This is a genomic window from Stieleria maiorica (genome assembly GCF_008035925.1).
GTDB classification, from domain to species: domain Bacteria; phylum Planctomycetota; class Planctomycetia; order Pirellulales; family Pirellulaceae; genus Stieleria; species Stieleria maiorica.
Genome location: NZ_CP036264.1, coordinates 9,786,628 through 9,804,302, shown reverse-complemented (window position 1 = coordinate 9,804,302; position 17,675 = coordinate 9,786,628). Strand labels below are relative to the sequence as shown.

Below are 17,675 nucleotides of genomic sequence, written 5' to 3'. Positions count from 1 at the left end.
ACGACCTGGAAAGGACGTCGTACAGCTCTTGTTTGCGACGACCTAGAAAGGGCGTCGTGCAACTGCCCGCGGCTTCCGCCTTGGTCACCCGATCACGTCGCAGCCCATCCAGGGTTGCAGGACTTTGGGGACCGCGATGCTGCCGTCGGCGCGTTGGTGGTTTTCGATCACGGCGATCATGGCGCGTCCGGTTGCGACCGCGGTGCCGTTGAGCGTGTGAAGGAACTTGGTGCCTTTTTCGCCGGTCACCTTGTAACGGGTGTTCAATCGACGCGCTTGATAGTCGGTGCAGTTGCTGGTGCTGGTCACCTCGCCCCACTCGCCGCCGTCGCCGCGTCCCGGCATCCAGGCTTCCAAGTCGTACTTGCGATAGGCCGGGCCGCCGAGGTCGCCGCTGGCGGTGTCGACGACGCGGTAGGGGACTTCCAAGGCGTCGAACAACTCACACTCCAGCGACTTCATCTCTTCGTGCATCGCGTCACTTTGATCGGGCAGGGTGAACGCGAACATTTCGACCTTGGTGAATTGATGCACGCGATAGAGTCCCTTGGATGCCCGTCCGGCGGCGCCGGCTTCGGTGCGAAAACAGTGACTCAGCCCGCACAGTTTGATCGGCAATTCGGTATCGGCGAGCGTCTGATCGCTCATCATCCCGCCCAGCGTGATCTCCGCCGTGGCGACCAGGTTCAGTTCGGTGTTTTCGATGCTGTAGATCTGGGTCTCGGGGCCGCGGGGGTTGAACCCGGTTCCCTGCAGCACGCTGGTCAGCGCCAGGTCGGGCGTCGAAACCGGCGTGAAGCCTCGATCGGAAAGGAACGAGATCGCGAACTGTTGCAGTGCCAGGTCCAAGCGGACGGCGGCGTTGCGAAGGAAATAGAACCCGGCACCGGCGACCCGTGCCCCGCCTTCGAAGTCGAACAGGTCGTGCTTCTCGCCGAGCTGCAAGTGATCGAGCGGTTTGAAGTCGAATTCCGGTTTCGGCGTCGCACCGAAAGACAGCTCTTTGGCGTCGTCCTCGCCACCGGTCGGTGCGTCGGGGTGGGTCAGGTTGGGGATCAGCGTTTGGATGGCCAGGATTTGGTCTTCCAATTCGTCGCACTGTTTTTGGGCGGCGTCCTTCTGCTCTCGCAGTTCGCGTCCCTTGGCGATCAGCTCTTGTCGCTGGTCGTTATCGGATGCCTTGGGGATCTGCTTGCTGACCTCGTTGGCTTGGCGGTTGAGGTCTTGGGCGAGTTGAAGCTGGGTGACGCGTTGGGCGTCCAATTCGACGATGCGATCGACGTCACAGGGCACGCCGCGGCGCTCACAGTTCTCGCGGACCAGTTCAGCATTTTGGAGGATGAATTTCCGATCAAGCATGATGAGTTGTGTGGTGGGGAAGGTTCGTTCGCTGTGAGAATCTTCGTGGGACGGGCTGGAAGCCTATCCCACTTGTTTGGCGATTTCGTTCCAAAGTCGGGTGGAAGCCTGGATGCCGCGATGGTAATCCTGGACACGGAATTTTTCATTGGGGCTATGCGTGTTATCGTCGGAAAGCCCCCAGCCGAGCAGCAGACAATCGCAGCCGAGCACCTCTTGAAACCGCGTCACGATCGGAATCGAGCCGCCTTCGCGGATGAACACCGGCTTGGTACCGAAGGCGGCATCGATGGCGATTTCGGCGGCCTTGGCGAAGGGCGTGTCGATCTTGGCTAACATGCCCGGCGCCCCGTGATCGGTTTCTAATTCCCAGGTCACACCGGTCGGGGTGACGGCGTCAAAATGCTGCCTCAATTGCTCGGTCAGTTCCTTGGGGTCTTGGTCGGCGACCAGTCGAAAACTGATTTTGGCCGATGCGATCGCCGGGATGATGGTCTTGACGCCTTCGCCTTGATGGCCCGATGTCAGCCCGTTGATGTCGAACGTCGGTCGCGCCCAACGTCGCTCGTCGGTCGTGTAACCCTGTTCCCCGAACAGTTCTTTCACTCCGACACTTGCGGCGAACGCTGCGTCCGATTGCGGCAGCTGGGCCCATTGTTGGCGTTCGGCTTCGGTCAGCGGCTGCACCCGATCGTAGTAGCCCGGAACTTGGATCACGCCGTTTTCGTCGACCATCGAGGAGAGCATTTTGCAAAGCGCGATCGCGGGGTTCATCACCGCTCCGCCGAACGATCCGCTGTGCAGGTCCTGGCTCGGTCCGCGGACGGTCAATTCATACGTGGCGATCCCGCGCAATCCATAGGTGATTGCCGGTTGCCCGTCGGCGTACTGGCTGCTGTCGCTGATGACGACGCAATCGCAAGCGAGTTTCTCGGCCAACTCCGGCAGCATCCGTTCCAGGTTTTCGCTGCCGACTTCCTCCTCGCCTTCGATCAGAAACTTGATCTGCAGCGGCAAGTCGTGACCGGCCGACAACCAGCGGCAAACGCTTTGGATGTGCGTCAGGACTTGACCCTTGTCATCGGTCGCGCCGCGGGCGAACAGGTCGCCGCCGCGCACCGTCGGTTCGAATGGACCGCTGACCCAGTCCTCCAGCGGTTCGGCGGGCTGGACGTCATAGTGGCCGTAGACCAGCACGACCGGTGCTCCCGCCACCGGCGCCGTTTGGGCAACCACCATCGGATGTCCTTGGGTCGGGATCGTTTCGACGGACAAGCCGGCGGCAGCGAATTTCTCGCCGACCCAATCACAGGCGCGGCGAACTTCTGCGCGCAGACGGCTGTCGCTGCTGACGCTGGGGATCCTTAACCAGTCGATAAGGTCGTCTAAAAGCCCGTTGCGGTCGGCGTCAAGGGATTCGATCAGCTGGTTCAGTGACGTATCGTCCAGCGGCCCTGGGGCGGCGTTTTCGCGGGGTGGAGACACAACAATGACTCAGATTCTGGGGGTGAAAAGTGGGAAAAACCGTTAAAATCGGGTCTGCCTTCGGCTCTACAACCGCGCTACAATAGGGGCCGTGCAATCGTAACAACAGTGGGCGTCGCCACTGGCCCAGCGTTACCACGACGGAGCAGTTTTCGAAAATGTCAGACAAGCAAGTCATGGTTGCCGAACCGGCCGTCGAAAAAGAACAGCAAAAGAAGCCCAAAAAACAGCCTCGCTACAACGTCATTCTTTGGGATGATTCCGACCATAGCTACCAGTACGTCGTGATGATGATGCGGAAGCTGTTTCGATATCCGGTCGAAAAAGGATTCGAGATCGCGACCCAAGTCGACTGTTCCGGCAAAGCGATTTGTCTGACCACCACCATGGAACACGCCGAATTGAAACGCGACCAAATCCATGCCTATGGCAAAGACGATTTGATTCCGCGCTGCAAAGGCAGCATGAGTGCGACCATCGAACCGGCTAGCTAGAGCATGTCGGCAAAGTTACGCGTCACCACCCTGGGCTGCAAAGTCAATCAGTACGAAACCGAACTCGTTCGACAGGGCCTGCAGCGGGTCGGTTTTCAGGACTGCGCCGATGGAGACCAGGCCGACGTCTGTATCGTCAACACCTGCACGGTGACCAATCAAGGTGACGTCAAAAGCCGGCAAGTGATTCGCCGCATGGCCCGCGACAACCCCGACGCTCGGATCGTCGTGATGGGTTGTTATGCCACACGAGCTCCCGAGGAAGTTGCCAAGCTTCCCGGGGTGGCCGAAGTGGTGACCGACAAACGCGAGCTGCCCGATCTGATGTCGCGGTTCGGCGTCGTCGACGTCCCCACCGGGCTGGACGGTTTTTCCGGACGGCATCGTGCGTACGTCAAAGTGCAAGACGGTTGTTTGTTGCGTTGCAGTTACTGCATCATTCCCCACGTGCGGCCAAAACTCTCGTCGCGACCGCTGCAACACATCGTCGACGAAGTCCGTCGATTGACCGACGCCGGCCATCGCGAAGTCGTGTTGACCGGCATCCATCTGGGCCACTATGGCGTCGATTGGAATCGCAACAAACCGCGCGAAGAATGGACGCGGCTGTCGGATCTGGTTCGGCAGTTGTGCCAGTTGCCCGGTGATTTCCGCATCCGTTTGTCCAGCATCGAAGCGACCGAGGTGACGCGCAGTCTGATCGACGTGATGACCGAGTATTCCGATCGGCTGGTGCCTCACGTGCATCTGTGTCTGCAATCGGGAAGCGACTCGGTGTTGCGGCGGATGCGCCGGCGCTGGGGCACACGGATGTTCTTGGACCGCTGCCGAAAGCTGGAGGCGGCGCTGAACAAGCCCGCGATCACGACCGACATCATTGTCGGATTCCCCGGCGAAACCGATGCCGAATTCGAACAGACCCTGCAAACCTGTCGCAGCGCCGGGTTCTCCAAAATCCATGCCTTTCCCTTCAGCGCACGCCGGGGCACGCCGGCCGCCGAGATGCCCGACCAATTGCCGGGTGATCTGAAGAGCCAACGCGTTCAACAACTCGCCGAACTCGAATCGGAACTTCGCCGAGACTACTTTGCCAGTCTGGTCGGCGAGTCCGTGCAAGTGTTGGTCGAATCGCAGCGTGATCTGGTCACGTTGGATCACGGCGCGTCGCCAGCGCGGTTGTTACGCGGAACCACCTGTCGCTACGCACCGGCCGAATGGGTCAGTGACGATTCCGGCATCGCGACGGGCGATCTGGTGACCGCCAAAGTCACCCGCACCGACGAAGAGCGGTTGCTCGTTTCGGCGTAGCGACGTCGCCGTTTTACGTCGCTGCGTTCGCTAGAACGCGGACGTCGCAAGCGACTCGTTCCTTTCGATCACAAACTGAGCCGTAGGCGCTAGCCTCGGGCCTAACAAGTCTCGAAAGGAAATCCAAGGCCCGCGGCTAGCGCCGTCGGCTCATCGAGTAGGCGGCATTGGGCGTCAGCCTACGGGCCTCCATCGACGCCGGGGCCCGAACGCTTGCGCGAATCGGCTGATGTCACTCGATCACCAGCTGAGCCGTAGGCGCTAGCCTCGGGCCTTGCAAGTCACGAATGGCAATCCAAGGCCCGCGGCTAGCGCCGTCGGCTCATCGAGTAGGCGGCATTGGGCGTCAGCCTACGGGCCTCCATCGACGCCGGGGCCCGAACGCTTGCGCGAATCGGCTGATGTCACTCGTGTCATGAACCACCTTCTGGCGAAGGTAGCTGCGAAAGACAATATGTCCTACGTCGAGCTTTGCTGCCCGATCGGCGACGTGTCCTCTTGGGTGTCGACGAATCGCACCGGCACTTCGAAGTCCTCCATCGGGGCGTCTTTTCCGGTCGCTTCCAGGTAGGTGTATCCGGCGAGCGCTTTTTCAAATGCCGCGACGATTCGGCCGGCTTGCTGGTGATCGATTCGCTCTTGGGCGATCGCTTCTTCGACCGTATGGCCGATGTTGTCCAGCAATTCGCGGTCGTCGTATTGGACGTAGCCGAGGACTTCCGAAACGGTGTCGCCCTTGACGATCGAGCGGATCTTGACCGTCGATCCCTCGCATTCGACGTGCACCGCGTGGGTATCGCCGAACAGGTTGTGCAGATCGCCGAGAATCTCTTGATAGGCCCCGACCATGAACACCGCCAACTGGTACGGTTTGCCGTCTTCGGGCGGATGCAGCAGCAGCGTATCGCAGCAGTCGTTTTCCGAGACAAACGAATCGACTTTGCCGTCACTGTCACAAGTGATGTCGCCCAAGACGGCATGTCGTGTCGGTCGTTCGTCCAGCCGGTGGATCGGCATGATCGGGAACAACTGGTCGATCGCCCAGGCATCGGGCATCGATTGAAACAGCGAAAAGTTGACGAAGTAAATGTCCGACAGCATCCGATCGAGATGCTCCAGCTCGGCCGGCAAATCGCCTTCGGCCTTGGCCAGTTCGCGGACGCGATGGCAGAGGGCAAAGTACAGGTTTTCTGCGGCGACACGCTGTTCCAATGGCAGATACCCGCCGCTGAACAGGTTCATGCACATGTCCAGTGTTAACTGGGCATCGTGGAACTTCTCCATCATGTTGTCGGACGTCAGATTGGTGTAGGCGTCCCACAGGTCACGGACCGGTTGTTCGTAATCTTCCGGCGGTCCTTCCGACGGCGGCCCTCCGTTGCCAGGCGAACTGGCCCAATCTGGCAGTTCGGTGTTGCCTTGTTTGGTGACACCAAGCGTTTCCATCACCAGGATGCTGTGGTGGGCGGCGACGGCACGTCCGCTTTCGGAAATCAGCTGCGGGTGCGGGACGCCGGCTTCGTCGCAAACGCTTTGCACGTGGTAGACGACGTCGTTGGCGTACTCTTGAATCGTGTAGTTCATGCTCGATTGGCTGTCGGTCTGGGTGCCGTCGTAATCGACGCCCAATCCGCCACCGACGTCCAGGTAGCCCATCGCAGCACCGCGGCGCTGCAGGTCGACGTAGATCTGAGCCGCCTCCAGGATCGCCGACTTCAGCTGCCGAATGTTTCCGATCTGGCTGCCGACGTGAAAGTGCAACAGTTGGAAGCAGTCGGCAAAACCCATTTCGATCATGCGATCCAGCGACGCCAAGACCTCGGCAACGGTCAGCCCGAACTTGCTGCGGTAACCGCCGCTGGCTTGCCATCGGCCGCTGCCGCGGGTAGCCAGTTTGACCCGCATGCCGATCGTCGGTCGCACGCCCACGGCCGAGGCGACGCGGAAGATCAGATCCAGTTCGCTGGCCTTTTCGACGACCGGGAAAATGGTTCGCCCCAGCCGCTGGGCCATCATCGCCAGACGGATGTACTCCTCGTCTTTAAAACCGTTGCAGACGATCGGGACCGAGGCGTCGCTCATCGCGATCGCGGCCAGCAATTCGGGCTTGCTGCCCGCTTCGACGCCGAAACCCAGCGGGGCGCCTTCGGCGACGATCTGCTGGACGACTTCGCGCTGTTGATTGACCTTGATCGGGAACACACAGCGATAGCGGTTCTGGTAACCGTTCTCTTCGATCGCCTGGGCAAAGCAATCGTGCAGATGGTGCAGCCGGTCGCGCAAGATGCCGTTGAAACGGAGCAGGATGGGCAGACTGAGTCCACGGTCGCCGAGCTGGTCGACGAGCGCCTTCAAGTCGATTGACGTTTGTCCATCTCGCGAGGGGGAAACGACCACCGTGCCCTGGTCGGAGACGTTGAAATAACCGTCGCCCCAGCGATCGACACCGTACTCTGCTACCGAATTTTGGATCGTCCAGCGATCCCGAGAATCTTGCTTCAACGCTTGATTGCCTCAACATTAGTCGCCTCGTTGGATTCGAGGCCTGGATTGGAAAGTGAATCAACACCAAAGCACTAGTGCTTCGTCAACGCTTAAACTTAGGGTGCCGCGGAAAAGGGGTCAGGTACCAAAAATGCGAAGCACCCTTCGGGCCATTTGGTTTTTGTTACCTGACCCCTTTTCCGCTCGATAAACGCAACCCCAAAATTTGACGCTGACAAAGCGTAGTAGATTCGAGTCGGCTTGTCAGCTCAACTCGGGACTCGGCGCCCCGTCTTTGTAGACACTTTGGACTTTTGCGATCCGCTGGATGAACTGTTCGATCGTCGGGGTTCGCTCCTCGACCTTGGGGTGCATCAGCTGCATCACGCTGCGGGCCAGGGAGGGGTCGACGTTGGGGCAGACGTCGATCAGCGGTTTTGGGGGCGAGGTGTCGTGGTGCAGTGCGGCCCGTCCGCTGACGACGTCCCCCTGCCAGGGATGGGCGAAGGTGATCAAGCAATAGAACGTCACGCCCAGCGAGAACAGGTCGACGCGTTTGTCGGTCGCACGCCGCCGGACGATTTCGGGCGACATGTAAAGCGGCGTGCCGGTGCGATTGCCGGGCACCATGAAGGGTGGTGTCGCCGGCAGGGTCAATCCGAAGTCGATCAGTTTGACGTCTTTGGACTCCGGCAACAGGATGAAGTTGCGGGGGCAAATGTCGCGGTGAATGAAGCCTTGATTGTGCACGTACTTGAGCGCTTCGCACATCGAACGCATCAGCATCATCCGTTTTCCGGCGACGTGCTGTTCTTGCCGCTGGACGATGATGTTTTGCATGCTGGGGCCGGCGACGAACTCCATGATCAGGATCGGTTCCCCTTTGGTCGAAACGCCCACTTCGTAGGTTTCGACGACGTTGGGGTGATGCATTTTTAGCGCGATCTCGCCCTCGGAGGGTTTTTTCAAGTGGCGAAATCGGCTTTCAAACAACTCGACCTTTTCCGGGTCAAGAATCTTGATCCCGACCATGCGGCCGCCATGTTCATGGTCCTTGGCGACGACGAACTTGGCCATCGTGCCGGTGAAGGCGGTCCGCTCGAGCGTAAAACGCTTCTGGATATCAATACGCCCGGTGCTCTTGCCACTGCTGCTGCCGCCGAGCATCGATTTGACGGAATCAAAAATCCCCATGGAGGCCCTACTTTCCGCAATAGTCGATCGCGCGGGCGATTTCAGTTTTCAGGTGTTTTCGCGGGACGATTCGATCGATGTAACCGTGCTCCAACAAGAACTCGCTGGTCTGAAATCCTTCGGGCAATTCGATTCCGATGGTTGCTTTGATGGTACGGGGGCCGGCGAATCCGATCAGGGCTTTGGGTTCGGCAAAGACCAGATCGCCCAGCGAGGCGAAACTGGCGGCGACACCGCCCATCGTCGGGTTGGTCAGGACGCTGATGAACAAGCCGCCCGCGCTGTCGTAACGTGCCAGCGCGGCGCTGACCTTGGCCATTTGCATCAGCGACAGGATGCCTTCGTGCATCCGGGCACCGCCACCGCTGGCGCTGATGATGATCAACGGCAAGTCTTGCGCGGTCGCGTGTTCGATCAACCGGGCCAAACGTTCACCCACGACCGAACCCATGCTGCCCATGATGAACGCGCTGTCGGTCACCGCCAATGCGACGCGTCGTGCCCGAATCATCCCCACACCGGTGATCGCGGCGTCGGACAGTCCCGTTCGCTTCTGTTCGCCGACCAGACGTTCGGCGTACCGCTTGCGGTCGGAAAACTCCAGCGGGTCGGTCGGCTGCAGGTGTTCGTACATCGCTTCGAACGTGCCTTCGTCGACCACCTGGGTGATCCGATCGGCCGCCGAGACGTAGAAATGGTGCTCGCACTTGGGGCACACGTTGAGCCGCTGTTCGACTTCCTTCTTGTAAACACTGGTCCCGCAACCAGGGCACTTCAGCCACAATCCTTCTGGAACGCCCCGTTTTTTCGGTGGACCCTGGGGGGAATCGCTAGGTTCGGGCATGGTAGAATTGGGCTGAGATTCGAGGGTGTCCATGCGAAAGAATCGAAGCGTTTTGGGCGATCGGTTTGCAGTGGAATGTGGTGACGAGCGGCCGGCTTTGCGTCCTGGCTCGCCGCGTAGTTTAGCTGATCATGCCGTTTTTCTCAGCCCCTAAATGTAATCCACCGCCGCGACCACTGGCGGTCGCTGTGGCGGCGTGATTTCTCGCTCTCGTGGAGATCCCCAAATTCTCGCGAATCGACGCCCGCGCCGGGGTGTAGCCGCCGGGAACCGATGTATGCTGCACTCCCGTATTCCCCATCCCGTTGTCAACCGGATCCTACCCCAAAATCACAACCATGAGTTGCAATCCTCTCCCCGTGCGACGCCCGCGTTGTTTTGCGTTGCTGGCCGCATTCCTGGTGGTCGGTCTGCCGTTCATTGTCTCGAAATCGGCCCACGCGGCAGAAATCTTTGTCGAAACCGAGAGTTTTGATGATGCTGGCGGGTGGAAACTGGACACCCAGTTCATTCAACAAATGGGGTCTCCGTATTTGCTGGCCCACGGGCTGGGCAAACCGGTCGATGACGCGGTCACCCAAATCGATGTGCAACAGGCCGGGACGTACCGCGTTTGGGTTCGCACCTATGATTGGGTGGCCCGTTGGGACGCCCCCGGCGATCCCGGCAGATTCCAGGTCCTGATCGGCGGCCAGACGCTACCGGAGACGTTCGGCACCGAGGGTGCCACGTGGGGCTGGCATGACGGGGGGACGATCCAATTGGACGCGGGCAAAACCGAGCTCCGCCTGAAGGACTTGACCGGATTCGACGGCCGCTGCGATTGCCTGTACCTGACCACCTCGCTCGATGGCGATCCTCCGCCGCCGGCCGACAAGGTGTTGACCGATTGGCGCCGCAAGCAACTGGGGCTTCCCGAAGAGCCGCTGGAGCGTGGCCCGTATGATCTGGTGGTCGTCGGTGGTGGGTATGCCGGAATGGGCTCGGCGATCAGCGCCGCACGGATGGGTTGCCGCGTGGCATTGATCCAAGACCGCGGCGTGCTGGGCGGCAACGGTTCCAGCGAAGTGCGGGTGTGGGCGATGGGCAACATCCGTCGCGGCAAGTTCCCCCGGATCGGCGAGATCATCGAGGAGTTCGCCGACCAAGCGACCAAGTCACCGGGTCGCTACGAGGAGTTCGGCGACGAGTTAAAAGAACGCGTCGTCCGCGCCGAACCCCAAATCGATCTCTGGCTCAATCACCACGCCTTTGACGCCGTCGTCAAAGACAATCACATCGTCTCGGTCGATGCACTCAATACCAAGACCGGCGCCGTGGTCCGTATGCTCGGCGATCGGTTCGTCGACTGCACCGGCCACGGCTGGCTGGGCCAATTCGTCGGAGCCGACAGTGACATGGCGCCCGATGGACGCATGGGGATGAGCAACATGTGGCGTTGGGACGAAACCGATTCGCCGCAGTCGTTCCCCGAAACCCCGTGGGCGCTGGATCTGGAAATGCAAGACTTTCCCTACCCCCGTGACCACCACGGTCAATGGTTCTGGGAGAGCGGATTCGACAAAGACGCGCTGGGCGACGCCGAGGGGATCCGTGACTGGAACTTGCGTGCCGTCTATGGTGCGTTCAATGCCATGAAAAACCGTGACGGTGCCGCCGATCACAAGACCGCCGTACTCACTTGGGTCGCCTATGTCGGCGGACCGCGGGAGAGTAATCGTTTGCTCGGCGATGTCATCCTGACCCAAGACGACATCGTCGCCAAACGTGACTTCCCCGACGGCTGTGTCCCCAGCACCTGGTCGATCGACCTGCACTATCCCAAAGAACAGTACGCCAAAAAATATCCCGACAACCCGTTCATCAGCGTCGCCGTTCATGACCGCCGCGTCGATCGGTCGTACGGCTATCCCGTTCCGTACCGTTGTTTCTACAGCCGCAACATCGACAACCTGTTCATGGCCGGACGCAACGTCAGCGTTACCCACGAAGCCCTCGGCACCGTCCGCGTGATGAAAACCTGTGGCATGATGGGCGAAGTCGTCGGCAAAGCGGCGTCGATCTGTGCCCTCCGCAACTGCACGCCGCGTGAGGTCTACGATGATCATCTGGACGAGCTGTTGAAACTGCTCGAACTGCCGGGCAAGGCTCGCCGCAGCACCCCCTCGGCACCGATCACCATCGACGAAGGCGCACTGCCGCGGGCGTCCAAGTACGGACCGATGACCGGTCAAGACCCGGAGTCGTTTGACGGCATCGTGATCGACGACCGCGAGGCAGAGCTGACAGGGAAATGGACCAGCGGCGGCGGCCGAAACGACCGCTATGTCGCTTACAGCTACAAGTACGCCGGCGGCAACTCCGGTGCCCAAGCGACGTACACGATCAAGGCCCCCAAGGCCGGCCGATTCCAGATCCTGGTCGGGTGCGCTCCGGCCGACGAACGCTTTAACAACCGTGCCACCGAAGCACCGGTCGAAATCCGAATCGGCGATCGGGTCGTTCGTGAAAGCGTCAGCTACCGAGGGACCGAGGAGCGTCAATTCACGCCGGTCGCGACGATCGACGTCGACAAAGATCAAGAGATCCACGTCGTTATCCTGACCGATCAGGCGAACGGACTGGTGCACCTGGATGCCGTCCAAATGATCGAAGCGAAGTGATTGAGACCCTTGCTCCCGAGCTCTGCCTGGGAACACACGACTTCGGAGGCTCCGCCTCCCGTCGGTCAACCGCGTGTGGCGGAGCCACACCGGCATCCCGTTCCAAGGCGGAGCCTTGGAACGACGGGCTCACTCAACCGGCCAGATCAAACTTGTCAGCCTTCCCCCGCCCCGTTCTAATTTCGGTTCAGCGTCAATCGACCACGGAACCGAAAGGACGGAAGGCTGATGAGTCAGACGGCGACAAAAACGGATGGGACCCGATCGAACGCTCGCAAGAAAAAGGGCAACGTGTTCCATCAGCGACTCGGATCGTTGACGTACTCCCAAGCCTGTCAGTTGCTCGGCGATGAAGGGGCAACGTTGATCCGCCAGGGGGCTCAGTTTCTAGACCTCAACCACGACGACGTTTTTCTGGGCGGCGATCTGTTCCGGGTCCGATTCCAGGACCCGGAGGAGGACAACGGCCTGGCGATCGCGACGATCACGCTGGAATCGGGGCGTCGCCGCCAATTGCTCTCCAATTGTGACTCCTGCGAGGGACCCTGCATTCACCTCGGTGCGGCCCTGGACCATCTGCTGCAATCCAAGAGTGATCTCGGCCTGGCCCAGCCGCCCGATGAATCGGTGCCGTTGGAACATCTGACACCCGACGAATTGAATCAGCGGGCGATCGCCGATCGCATCCAACGCGCCGAGGAAGAACGCATGAAGGTGCGTTCGACCAACACGTCCAAACCATGGACGGATTATTTGGTCACCAGCGAGCGATCCGGCAGAACGTATCGCGTCGCGCTGCGAGGATTTCACCCCGGGATGACGTATTGCACGTGCCCCGATTTTCGAACCAATAAATTGCAGACCTGCAAGCACATTCTGCACGTCCAAACCAAGGTTCGAAAACGATTCTCCGCCGCCAAAATCAACTCTCCCTACCGACGCAAGAAACTGTCATTGGGGCTGTGTTACGGCCAGCAGCGTGGGTTGTTGTTTCATCTTCCCTACAAAACCGACGCCAAGCTGGAAGAGATCGTCGGGGATGCGAATTCGATCCCCATTACGGATGCATCGGAGGCGATGACGCGGATCGAGGCGCTGGAAAATTCCGGGATCGACGTCACGATCTATCCCGACGCGGAAGCCTACATCCAGCGCCAGTTGACCCAACAGCGTGTTCGCGCCGCCTGTGACGAGATTCGCAAGGATCCGGAAAACCATCCGCTACGGACCGAATTGCTCGATGCGACGCTGCTGCCCTACCAGCTGGACGGGATTGCGTTCGCCGCCGGTGCCGGTCGGGCGATCCTGGCCGACGACATGGGGCTGGGAAAGACCATCCAAGGTATCGGGGTGGCTGAGTTGTTGTCGCAATTGGCCGACATTCGACGCGTGCTGATCGTCTCCCCGGCCTCGTTGAAATCGCAATGGAGGAACGAGATCCGTCGCTTCAGCGACCGGTCCACGCAAATCGTCTTAGGCACCGGGGCCGAACGCTGTGAACAATATCGAAGCGACACGTTCTTTACGATCTGTAACTACGAACAAGTCCTGCGTGACCTGACGGCGATCGAAGAAGTTCCCTGGGATCTGATCATCTTGGACGAAGGGCAACGGATCAAAAATTGGGAATCGAAGACGAGCAATGTGATTCGTCAGCTGGAAAGCCCGTTCCGGTTGGTGTTATCCGGGACGCCTCTGGAAAACCGACTCGGCGACCTGTTCACCGTCACTCGATTCGTCGACGAAGATCGTTTGGGACCGGCATACGAATTCTTTCATAAACACCACGTTGTTGACGAACGTGGCAAGACGTTGGGTTATCACCGTCTGGACCAGCTTCGCGATTCGCTGCGACCGATCCTGCTGCGCCGCACGCGCAGCGAGGTCGCCAAACAGCTTCCCGAACGGATCGACGAAGTGATTCGGATCGAACCGACGGCCGAGCAGAAAGAAATCAACGATTCCCATCTCGCCATCGTGGCCCAAATCGTCAACAAAAAGTTCATGACCGAAATGGACGTGTTGCGGATGCAAAAATCGTTGCTGATGGCACGCATGGCTTGCGACAGCACCTACCTGATCGACCAGGAGGAAGCCGAATACAGCAGCAAGTTGGAACGATTGACCGAGTTGCTGGAAGGGTTGATCGAAGATCCGACACGTAAGATCGTGCTGTTTAGCGAATGGAGACGCATGCTGGATCGGATCGAGCGACGGATGGACGCGATGGATTGCGAGTACGTTCGTCTGGACGGCCAAGTGGCTCAAAAGAAACGCGGCGAATTGGTGTCGCGATTCCAAAACGATCCCGAGTGCCGCGTGATCTGTATGACCAATGCCGGATCAACGGGATTGAACCTGCAAGCGGCCAACACGGTCATCAACGTCGATCTGCCCTGGAACCCTGCGGTGCTCGAGCAACGGATCGCACGCGCCTATCGGATGGGGCAAAAGAACCCGGTTCATATCTACAAACTGGTGACCGTCGGAGACACGATCGAAGAGCGGTTGTTGGAGACGCTGGCGTCCAAGCAGGAGCTTGCCGACGCATCGATCGATCTGGACAGCGACGTCACCAAGGTCGAAATGGTCAGCGGAATGGAAGACCTGCGACGTCGGCTGGAAGTCATCTTGGATCCCCTGCCCGCCGCGCCGGTCGATGAAAGCCAGCAACGACGGGTCGAGGCGGAAGCCCAAGTACTGCAAGCCAGACGCGAAAAGGTCGCCGCGGCAACCAGCGGTTTGATCAGTGCCGCACTCTCCTTGGCGGGTGAACTGATTCCGTCGGCCGACAATAAGGTGCCCGACGAGCAGACCGTTGCCGCGTTGACCGAGCGTCTGTCACAAAGCATCGACAAAGACGAACAGGGGCGCCCGCAATTGACGATCACGCTGCCGGACACCGAGGCCTTGCGAGGTCTGGCGACGACACTGGCAAAGCTGCTGGACGCGTAACGGTCGCCTCGGCGGGCATTCACCTGCAACCCCATCATTCTGCCCCGAATCATTCTGCCATCCCTGCGCTGATTCCAGCGGACGACGGCCATCGGAGCAACGAAAAGCGATCGTCCTGTAGGCGGACGGTCCCTCCAGAGGGCGTCCCCTCACCCACAGATCTTTCCGATCGACGCACTTCGGCCCGGAAAGTTTGCCAAACCCGAACATCTGCTACCGGCGGCAGATGACTCATCGCCCGCCGTCAATTCCGGCGATTGAAGGACAAAGAGTCCGACACTCTCGTGTGCTTCGTTTCGCGGTGGGATCCAGTGTTTGTCAGTCATTTCAATAGCTTTCTTCGCGGCGGAGCTGCGACCGCGGCGCGACAATTGCACCAGGCACTACGCGGCGCCGGCATCCAAAGCCGGTTCCAACACCTGGCCGGTCAAACCTTCACCGGTCGTCAGTGCACGGAAACCGAGGACGGTGAATACTACAGCACGCATTGGCCCGGCAAGGGGACGCTGCGAGACTCCGTCGATCGGATCCGCTTTCGACTGCATCGCCAACGATTCAAGCGCGCCACGGGTGGCACGAAACCGGGTGCGGAAATTTTCACCTCGCCGCACGGAAAACCGTTCACCCCCTGGCCTCCGCTGGACCACCCCGCGGCTGACCCAAACGCCGTCGACGCACAGCAGCACCTCATCCACCTGCATTGGATCTCCAAGTTCATCGACTTTCCCAGCTTCTTCGGTTCGCTTTCGGGCGACCAAGCTGTTGTTTGGACCCTGCACGACATGAACGCGCTGAGCGGCGGTTGTCACTTTTCAGGCGGGTGCGAGCGATTTCGCCTCGGATGTGGCAACTGTCCCCAAATCAAACGGCCCGGCCAGAGGGACGTCAGTTTTCGATCTTTTGAAACCAAGCGACGTGCGTTACAGGACATTAACCTGCACATCGTCGCGCCGAGCCGGTGGTTGCTGCAGCAAGCGCGCTCGAGCCCGTTGTTGGCCGGTGCGAGATCATTCACGCGGATTCCCTACGGAATGCCGACCGATCGACTGTATCCGATGCAGAAGCGGTTCGCCCGCGAAGCCCTCGGCATTGAGACCGACGCGTTCATCATCGGGTTTGGAGCGATGAGCCTTGGCAATCGCCGTAAAGGTGCTGCTGAGTTGGCTGCGGCGCTCGAACATGTCGGGCCGAACCCGAACGTTCGTTGCCTGGTGTTCGGCAGCGGAACCCTGTCCGAGTCAAACAAGGAGTTGCCGCAAACCATTCATGTCGGCAGCGTGCAGGACGATCGAACGCGTCGATTGGTGTACAGTGCGGCCGATGCGTTTGTTTTGCCGTCGACCGAAGACAATCTTCCGCTGACCGGTTTGGAAGCGATGGCATGCGGAACGCCGGTGATCGGATTCGATGCCGGCGGAATCCCCGACTATGTGATTCCGGGAAAGACCGGACTGCTCGCCGACACCGGCAACGCCGCACAACTGGCAAGCCGGCTAAAGACCGCAATCGCCAATCCGCAGGCCATCAAAGCGATGGGTGGACAAGCTCGAGAACTGATCCTGGATCAGTATCAGGCGGACACGGAGGCGCAGCGCTACATCGAACTGTATCGCACTCTCGTCGATTCCGGCGAACAATCTCAGCGCCGCGCTGCCTAACACTCCTTAAAAGATCCACCATGTCGACCTCGAATCGTCGCCTGCCCATCTTCCGAATCGTCACGCCGTCGTTCAATCAGGCGGAGTACTTGGAACAGACGATCTTAAGCGTCTTGTCACAACAGGGTCGCGGAACCGAGTTCGAGTTGCAATATGCCGTCGTCGATGGAGGCAGCACGGATGGATCGGCCGACATCATCAGAAAGTACCGCAACGAGTTGGCGTTTTGGTGCAGCGAAAAAGATCGCGGTCAATCACACGCGATCAACAAAGGATTCGAGCAGGTCGAAGGCGACATCTGCGCTTACATCAATAGCGACGATTACTACTTGCCCGATGCCTTTCGGCGGATCGTCACGTTGAGAAACGAAAACCCACACGCCGATCTGCTGTACGGTGTCTGCCGAAAAGTGGATGCCACCGGGCAAACGATCGGTGATCAGATTTCGGACATCTCGTCGCTCGCCGAAATCGTCGACTTGTGGAATCATTGGTTGAACCCCAACCCCAATCGCAACTTCATTCAGCCCGAAGTGTTCTGGACCAATCGGCTGAGTGAGCGGATCGGGCGGTTCAACGAATCACTCCACTACACGATGGACTTCGACTATTGGTTGCGGGGCTTTGATGCCGGCATGAAGGTCGCGCGAACCGAGGTGCCGTTGGCCGCCTTTCGCATCCATGCGGGCCAGAAAACGACGGCCCGAAACGCGAGTATTTTGGAGCTGCTCGGAGGGATCACGCCCTACATCACGTCGCAGGATGCTCGCATCTCACCCGATCATCAGCGACAAATGCGGCGGCACAGTCGATTGACGCGGCGCGTCATCGAGACGGCCGAAGCCCCTCCGGAACGACGTCTGATTTCACTGCTGGCACTGGCCGGCGACGAGCCGGGATTGTTGAATTCTCGGCACTATTGGCGACAGATGCGGCGCAACGGCAAACGGGTGTTCTGGAAACGCAGCGCGGCCTGAACGCAGACCACGGTCTTCAGCCACATCGCGACTGACAGACCTCTGGACCGCCACGGGCCGCGTCAATCTGACGCGAATCGCCTGTGATGGTGATCCTGACGCGACAAATTGCGCCGCGAAATCGATACGATCCGCCCAGGCGTTGTAATTGGTTCATCAATTGCGATCCGTAGCCTTGTTTTGCTCCGGCGTGGAAGTAATGTCAGAAACCGGTCATTCTGTCCTTCCCGCTTTCCATCACAAGTTCGGTCGCT

The 17,675-nt window shown here is 59.7% G+C and carries 11 protein-coding genes; 6 read left to right on the top strand and 5 right to left on the bottom strand.

Annotated features, from left to right (window positions below; translation table 11 throughout):
* Positions 1-84: 84 nt before the first annotated feature.
* Positions 85-1,359, bottom strand: coding sequence for a serine--tRNA ligase (gene serS, locus Mal15_RS33500; RefSeq protein WP_147871709.1), 1,275 nt, complete (start codon positions 1,357-1,359; stop codon positions 85-87).
* A gap of 63 nt (positions 1,360-1,422) precedes the next feature.
* A complete protein-coding gene (locus tag Mal15_RS33495) occupies positions 1,423-2,793 on the bottom strand; it encodes a dipeptidase (protein WP_233903601.1) in 1,371 nt (456 codons plus the stop codon).
* Between the two features lie 209 nt (positions 2,794-3,002).
* Between Mal15_RS33495 and Mal15_RS33490 the strand changes: the two genes are divergently transcribed.
* The gene (locus Mal15_RS33490; RefSeq protein ID WP_147871708.1) at positions 3,003-3,338 is read left to right on the top strand and encodes an ATP-dependent Clp protease adaptor ClpS; all 336 of its coding nucleotides are present in this window, start codon (positions 3,003-3,005) and stop codon (positions 3,336-3,338) included.
* Positions 3,339-3,341: 3 nt separating this feature from the next.
* Positions 3,342-4,646 carry a tRNA (N(6)-L-threonylcarbamoyladenosine(37)-C(2))-methylthiotransferase MtaB gene (gene mtaB, locus Mal15_RS33485; RefSeq protein WP_147871707.1) on the top strand — a complete coding sequence of 435 codons (1,305 nt, stop codon included), beginning with the start codon at positions 3,342-3,344 and terminating at the stop codon, positions 4,644-4,646.
* Positions 4,647-5,105: 459 nt separating this feature from the next.
* Here mtaB and speA read toward each other — a convergent pair whose 3' ends face one another.
* The 3 genes from speA to accD form a co-directional block, all read right to left on the bottom strand.
* Entirely contained in the window at positions 5,106-7,148 is a 2,043-nt protein-coding gene (gene speA, locus Mal15_RS33480) for a biosynthetic arginine decarboxylase (RefSeq protein ID WP_147871706.1), read from the bottom strand.
* Positions 7,149-7,394: 246 nt separating this feature from the next.
* The gene (locus Mal15_RS33475; protein WP_147871705.1) at positions 7,395-8,324 is read right to left on the bottom strand and encodes a serine/threonine protein kinase; all 930 of its coding nucleotides are present in this window, start codon (positions 8,322-8,324) and stop codon (positions 7,395-7,397) included.
* A gap of 7 nt (positions 8,325-8,331) precedes the next feature.
* Complete coding sequence (accD, locus tag Mal15_RS33470) at positions 8,332-9,168, bottom strand: acetyl-CoA carboxylase, carboxyltransferase subunit beta (protein ID WP_233903190.1); 837 nt, start codon at positions 9,166-9,168, stop codon at positions 8,332-8,334.
* 338 nt (positions 9,169-9,506) lie between these two features.
* Here accD and Mal15_RS33465 point away from each other — a divergent pair, with 338 nt between their 5' ends.
* The 4 genes from Mal15_RS33465 (at position 9,507) to Mal15_RS33450 (ending at position 17,421) form a co-directional block, all read left to right on the top strand.
* On the top strand, positions 9,507-11,831 hold the full coding sequence (locus Mal15_RS33465; RefSeq protein WP_147871703.1) for an FAD-dependent oxidoreductase: 2,325 nt from the start codon (positions 9,507-9,509) through the stop codon (positions 11,829-11,831).
* Positions 11,832-12,059: 228 nt separating this feature from the next.
* Positions 12,060-14,786: a DEAD/DEAH box helicase gene (locus Mal15_RS33460; protein WP_147871702.1), complete on the top strand. Its 2,727-nt coding sequence runs from the start codon at positions 12,060-12,062 to the stop codon at positions 14,784-14,786.
* Between the two features lie 311 nt (positions 14,787-15,097).
* A complete protein-coding gene (locus Mal15_RS33455) occupies positions 15,098-16,444 on the top strand; it encodes a glycosyltransferase (protein ID WP_147871701.1) in 1,347 nt (448 codons plus the stop codon).
* A 20-nt stretch (positions 16,445-16,464) separates the two neighbouring features.
* Positions 16,465-17,421, top strand: coding sequence for a glycosyltransferase family 2 protein (locus Mal15_RS33450; protein ID WP_147871700.1), 957 nt, complete (start codon positions 16,465-16,467; stop codon positions 17,419-17,421).
* Positions 17,422-17,675: the final 254 nt, after the last annotated feature.